General features: G+C 76.1%; 3 protein-coding genes. All 3 read left to right on the forward strand.

Going from position 1 to position 5,320, the window contains the following annotated elements; genetic code table 11:
* Positions 1–271: 271 nt before the first annotated feature.
* Positions 272–1,168 carry an FAD binding domain-containing protein gene (locus LCE31_RS36220; protein ID WP_225022149.1) on the forward strand — a complete coding sequence of 299 codons (897 nt, stop codon included), beginning with the start codon at positions 272–274 and terminating at the stop codon, positions 1,166–1,168.
* Positions 1,165–3,507 (forward strand): (2Fe-2S)-binding protein, encoded by a 2,343-nt coding sequence (locus LCE31_RS36225; RefSeq protein ID WP_225022150.1) that lies wholly within the window; start codon positions 1,165–1,167, stop codon positions 3,505–3,507. The genes LCE31_RS36220 and LCE31_RS36225 overlap by 4 nt, the downstream gene beginning before the upstream one ends.
* The coding region (locus LCE31_RS36230; RefSeq protein WP_225022151.1) for a xanthine dehydrogenase family protein molybdopterin-binding subunit at positions 3,504–5,320 on the forward strand (1,817 nt) is incomplete at its 3' end. The genes LCE31_RS36225 and LCE31_RS36230, both read left to right, overlap by 4 nt.

A 5,320-nucleotide genomic window follows, 5' to 3' on the forward strand; every position in this document is an offset into this window, starting at 1 on the left:
CGCGCGGCCCGCCCCCGCTTCCGCGGCCCGCGCGGGCGTCCAGTTCACCCCCCACACCGCCATCAGCGGTGGTGAAAGCGGCGTTGGGCCCGAAACACCCAACAGGCGGACGAAGCGGCGCTTTCCCGTCGCCAAGGGGCGGATGCGCCCTTCGTGGACCCTCGCGTCGAGCGGCTCCGAAGATGTGCCAGAGTTGCCACGTCCGGCCTGTGAGCACGTACGGTACGGCACACAGGCGGGACTGCCGGGACACCGGGAAGGGGCAGCTGGGTTGACCACGCACGCACCGCAGAGCGCACAGTCCGTGACGCTGCCGGCCACGCTCGACGAGGCCTTGGCGGAGCTCGCGGCGGCGCCCGCCGCCGTGCCTGTCGCAGGGGGGACGGACCTCATGGCGTCCGTCAACAGGGGCCTGTTGAGACCCGCCGCGCTCGTCGGGCTCGGCCGGATGAGCGAACTGCGCGGCTGGCACTACCAGGACGGCCACGCCCTGCTCGGCGCCGGCCTCACGCACGCGCGCATGGGACGCCCCGACTTCGCCGCGCTCATCCCCGCCCTCGCCGCCTCCGCGCGCGCCGCCGGCCCGCCGCAGATCCGCAACGCCGGGACGCTCGGCGGCAACATCGCGACCGCCGCCCCCACCGGGGACACCCTGCCCGTACTCGCCGCGCTGGAGGCCGACGTCGTGGTCGCGGGCCCCGCCGGCGCACGCCGCGAGATCCCCGTCGCGCACCTGCTCGCGGGCCGCGAGATGCTCGCGCCCGCCGAACTCATCGGCTTCGTACGGGTACCGCTGCTGCACGCCCCGCAGGTCTACCTGAAGGCGACGGGGCGCACGGGCCCCGGCCGCGCCACCACCTCGGTCGCCGTCGTGCTCGACCCGGCGCGGCGCGGCGTGCGCTGCGCGGTCGGCGCCGTCGCACCCATGCCGCTGCGGCCGTTGGAGGCCGAGCAGTGGATCGCCTCGCTCATCGACTGGGACGGCGCGCGCGGGCTCACCCAGGAGGCACTCGCGGCCTTCGGCGAGTACGTCGCGGCGGCCTGCGTGCCGGACCCGCTGCCACCCGCCGACGGGGGAGAGGCGCCGGGGCCCTCGCCCGCCGTGCGGCATCTGCGGCGTACTGTCGCCACGCTGGCCCGGCGAGCACTGGGGAGGGCGCTCTCGTGACCGACAACGAATCCGACGCTGGGGGCCGCGTGCACGGCGACCGGGGCGCCGACGGCTGGCCGGAGACGGCCGGGGGCGCCGACGACTGGCCGGAACAGGACCGCGGCGCCGACGACTGGCCCGAGCCGGTCCAGGGCCCCGGCGGCGGCCAGGGCATGTGGCAGCCGGTGCCGCACGGCGGGGAGTACGACGCGGAGGCCACCGCCTTCGTCCAGCTGCCCCCAGAGGACGACACGGACGCGCCGCTGGCCGCGCCGGGCCACGGGTACGTGCCGCCGATGATCACACCGCTCCAGCCGGACCCCTCCGTCGCGGGCACCTGGGGCCTGCCGGACCCCGGGGCCGAGGCGGCGGACGCCCGGTTCGACGGGTACGGCCAGGACCCGTACGCGCCGCAGGGCCACGCGCCCGGGGCAGGCGCCCACGACCAGGGGGCCTACGGGGCGAAGGATCTGTACGCACAGGACCCGTACGGCCAGGCGCCGTACGGGTCGGGGCACTACGGGCACGAGACGCAGGCGCAGGCCGCCTACGGGCCCGGCCCGCTGGCCGCCGACCAGGGCGCCCACGACGCCAGGACGCACGAACCGCGGTCGCCGGAACCCCAGGTCTACGAACAGCAGGCGCACGACCCCCAGTCCCACGATCCGCGGTCCCACGACCCGCAGTCCCACGATCCGCAGGCGACGGGGCACTGGAACTTCAACGAGGCGCTCGACCCCCGGGAGGCCGCCCAGGCTCCCGGCCCCGACCCGGCCGCCGCACCGGCGGGGTCCGAGGCTCCTGGCCAGTGGCGCATCCCGCTCGCGACCGGCGATGTCCTCGACGAATCCGGCGAGTTGAGCGCCGCGCTCGCGGCGTCCCCGTGGAACGCGGGCGTCACCCCGCCCGCCACGCTGCCCGGCGGCGCCCGCGCCCCCTGGGCGCCGGAGCCCGCGCCCGAACCGGAACCAGTTCAGGAACCGGAGTACCAGCAAGAGCCGGACCCCCGCGCACACGAGGACGTCCAGCACGCCTGGGCCCCCACGGCGGACGCGGCGGCGGAGGCACGCGAGGGAGCCGGGGACGAGGCGCCGCGGCGGAACGAACACGACACCGCCGCGCCCGCCCGGGAGACAGCCCGCGAGACCGCCCGGGACATCGCGCCCGGCGATGCGGTCCACAGCCTCCAAGAGGCCCCCGAGGACGAGTCCTCCGACGCCCCCTCACCGGCCTCGACGGAGAACGGCGGGGAAGCCGAGGCCGCCACAGCGGGTGCCGGGGAACATGGCACCGCGGAGCCCGTAACGGAGGAACCGCTCCACGCCGCCCCCGCGGCAGAGCCGGAGACGGCGGCGGCTGGTCCCGACACGACGGTGGCCGGGCCCGAAGCGGAGTCCCAGCCGGAGGACGGTGACGGTGGCGGTGCGGCGGCCGGTGTGCCGGAACACGCGCCGGATACGGTCGCGGTGCCGCGTCCCGCGGCCGAACCGCACGTGACCACGGCCGCGCCTGAGCAGGCGGACCCGCTCCACCTGCCCGAAGGACGGGACCGCGCCGACGCGTCGGGCCCCGACCACGACGAGGTCGAACACCCCAGCTCCTCCTACGTGTTGCGGGTCAACGGCGAGGACAGGCCCGTCAACGACGCCTGGATCGGCGAGTCCCTGCTGTACGTGCTGCGCGAGCGGCTCGGCCTCGCGGGCGCCAAGGACGGCTGCTCACAGGGTGAGTGCGGCGCGTGCAACGTCCAGGTCGACGGGCGGCTCGTGGCCTCCTGCCTGGTACCCGCCGCCACCACCGCGGGCTCCGAGGTGCGGACCGTCGAGGGCCTCGCGACGAACGGCGAACCCTCGGACGTCCAGCGGGCGTTGGCCGCCTGCGGCGCCGTCCAGTGCGGCTTCTGCATCCCCGGCATGGCGATGACCGTGCACGACCTGCTGGAGGGCAACCACGCCCCCAGCGACCTGGAGACCCGCCAGGCGCTCAGCGGCAACCTGTGCCGCTGCTCCGGCTACCGGGGCGTGCTGGAGGCCGTCGGCGAGGTCGCCGCCGCGCGCGCCGCGGGCGCGGAGGCCGCCGCCGCGGCGGCCCACGGCTCCGGCCAGGACGCCCCGGCCACCGGCCCCGCGGCCTTCGCCCCCACCGGATCGCAGAACGGCGCCAACGGGTCCAACGGCTCCAACGGGCCCAATGGCGCAGCCGGTTCACACGGTTCTGCCGGTTCCGGCGGTTCTGCCGGTTCCGGCGGTCCGGCGGACGAGGCGAGAATCCCGCACCAGGCACCACCCGGCGCTGGCGGTGTCCGGGCGCCGCAGGGCCCGCACCACCCCCACGCGAACGACGGAGGCATGGCGTGAGCGACGAGACGGCCACCGAGCCCGCCTCCGCGCCGCCGGAGAGCGAGGAGCCGACGCACGGCATCGGCGCGTCCCTCCCCGCCGCGGATGCCCGCGCCAAGGCCGAGGGCACCTACCCGTACGCCGCCGACCTGTGGGCCGAGGGCCTGCTGTGGGCCGCGATCCTGCGCTCCCCGCACCCGCACGCCCGCATCGTCTCCATCGACACCTCCGCCGCCGCCCGCATGCCCGGCGTACGGGCCGTCGTGACCCACGCGGACGTGCCGGGCGACCCGTCGTACGGCCGGAAGGTCGCCGACCGCCCGGTGTTCGCCTCCGACGTCGTACGCCACCACGGCGAGGCCATCGCCGCGATCGCCGCCGAGCACCCGGACGCGGCGCGCCTCGCCGCGGCGGCCGTGGCCGTCGAGTACGAGGTGCTCGAACCCGTCACCGATCCCGAAAAGGCCTTCTCCGCCGAGCCGTTGCACCCCGACGGCAACCTGATCCGGCACATCCCGCTGCGCTACGGCGACCCGGCCGCGCAGGGCGAGGTCATCGTCGAGGGCCTGTACCGCATCGGACGCCAGGACCCGGCGCCCGTCGGCGCGGAAGCGGGCCTCGCCGTGCCGCGCCCCGACGGCGGTGTGGAGATCTACACCGCCTCCACCGACCCGCACACCGACCGCGACCTCGCCGCCGCGTGCTTCGGACTGCCCTCCGACCAGGTCAAGGTCGTGGTGACCGGTGTGCCCGGCGCGATGGGCGACCGCGAGGACCCCGGCTTCCAGATCCCGCTCGGCCTGCTGGCGCTGCGCACCGGCCGGCCCGTGAAGCTGACGGCGACCCGCGAGGAGTCCTTCCTCGGCCACCCCCACCGCCACCCGACCCTGCTGCGCTACCGCCACCACGCCGACGCCGAGGGCCGGCTCGTGAAGGTGGAGGCGCAGATCCTGCTCGACGCGGGCGCCTACGCCGACCAGTCGTCCGAATCGCTCGCGGCGGCCGTGGCGTTCGCGTGCGGCCCCTACGTCGTCCCGCACGCGTTCGTCGAGGGCTGGGCCGTCCGCACGAACAACCCGCCGTCCGGGCACGTACGCGGCGAGGGCGCCATGCAGGTGTGCGCCGCCTACGAGGGCCAGATGGACAAACTCGCGGCCAAACTCGGCGTCGAACCGGCCGAGTTGAGGCTGCGCAACGTCCTGGCCACCGGCGACCTCCTGCCCACGGGACAGGCCGTGACCTGCCCGGCCCCGGTGGCCGAACTGCTGCGCTCCGTCCAGGACTTCCCGCTGCCGACGCTGCCCAAGGACACCCCGGAGGAGGCGTGGCTGCTGCCCGGCGGCCCGGAGGGCGCGGGAGAGCCCGGCGCCGTGCGCCGCGGCGTCGGCTACGGGCTCGGCATGGTCCACATGCTCGGTGCCGAGGGCGCCGACGAGGTCTCCACGGCGACCGTGAAGGTCCAGGGCGGGGCCGCCACCGTCATCTGCGCAGCCGTCGACACCGGCCAGGGCTTCTCCACGCTCGCCCGGCAGATCGTCCAGGAGACGCTGGGCATCGAGGAGGTGCACGTCGCCGCCGTCGACACGGACCAGCCGCCCGCGGGCGCGGCCGCCCACGGCCGGCACACCTGGGTCTCCGGCGGCGCGGTCGAACGCGCCGCGAAAATGGTGCGCACCCAGCTGCTCCAGCCGCTGGCCCACAAGTTCGGGATGTCGACCGAGCTCCTCCAGATCGCCGACGGCAAGATCACCTCGTACGACGGGGTGCTGTCCACCACGGTGACCGAGGCCCTCGACGGCAAGGAGCTCTGGGCCACCGCCCAGTCCCGCCC

Source organism: Streptomyces sp. 8L (genome assembly GCF_020176795.1).
Taxonomy (GTDB): Bacteria; Actinomycetota; Actinomycetes; order Streptomycetales; family Streptomycetaceae; genus Streptomyces.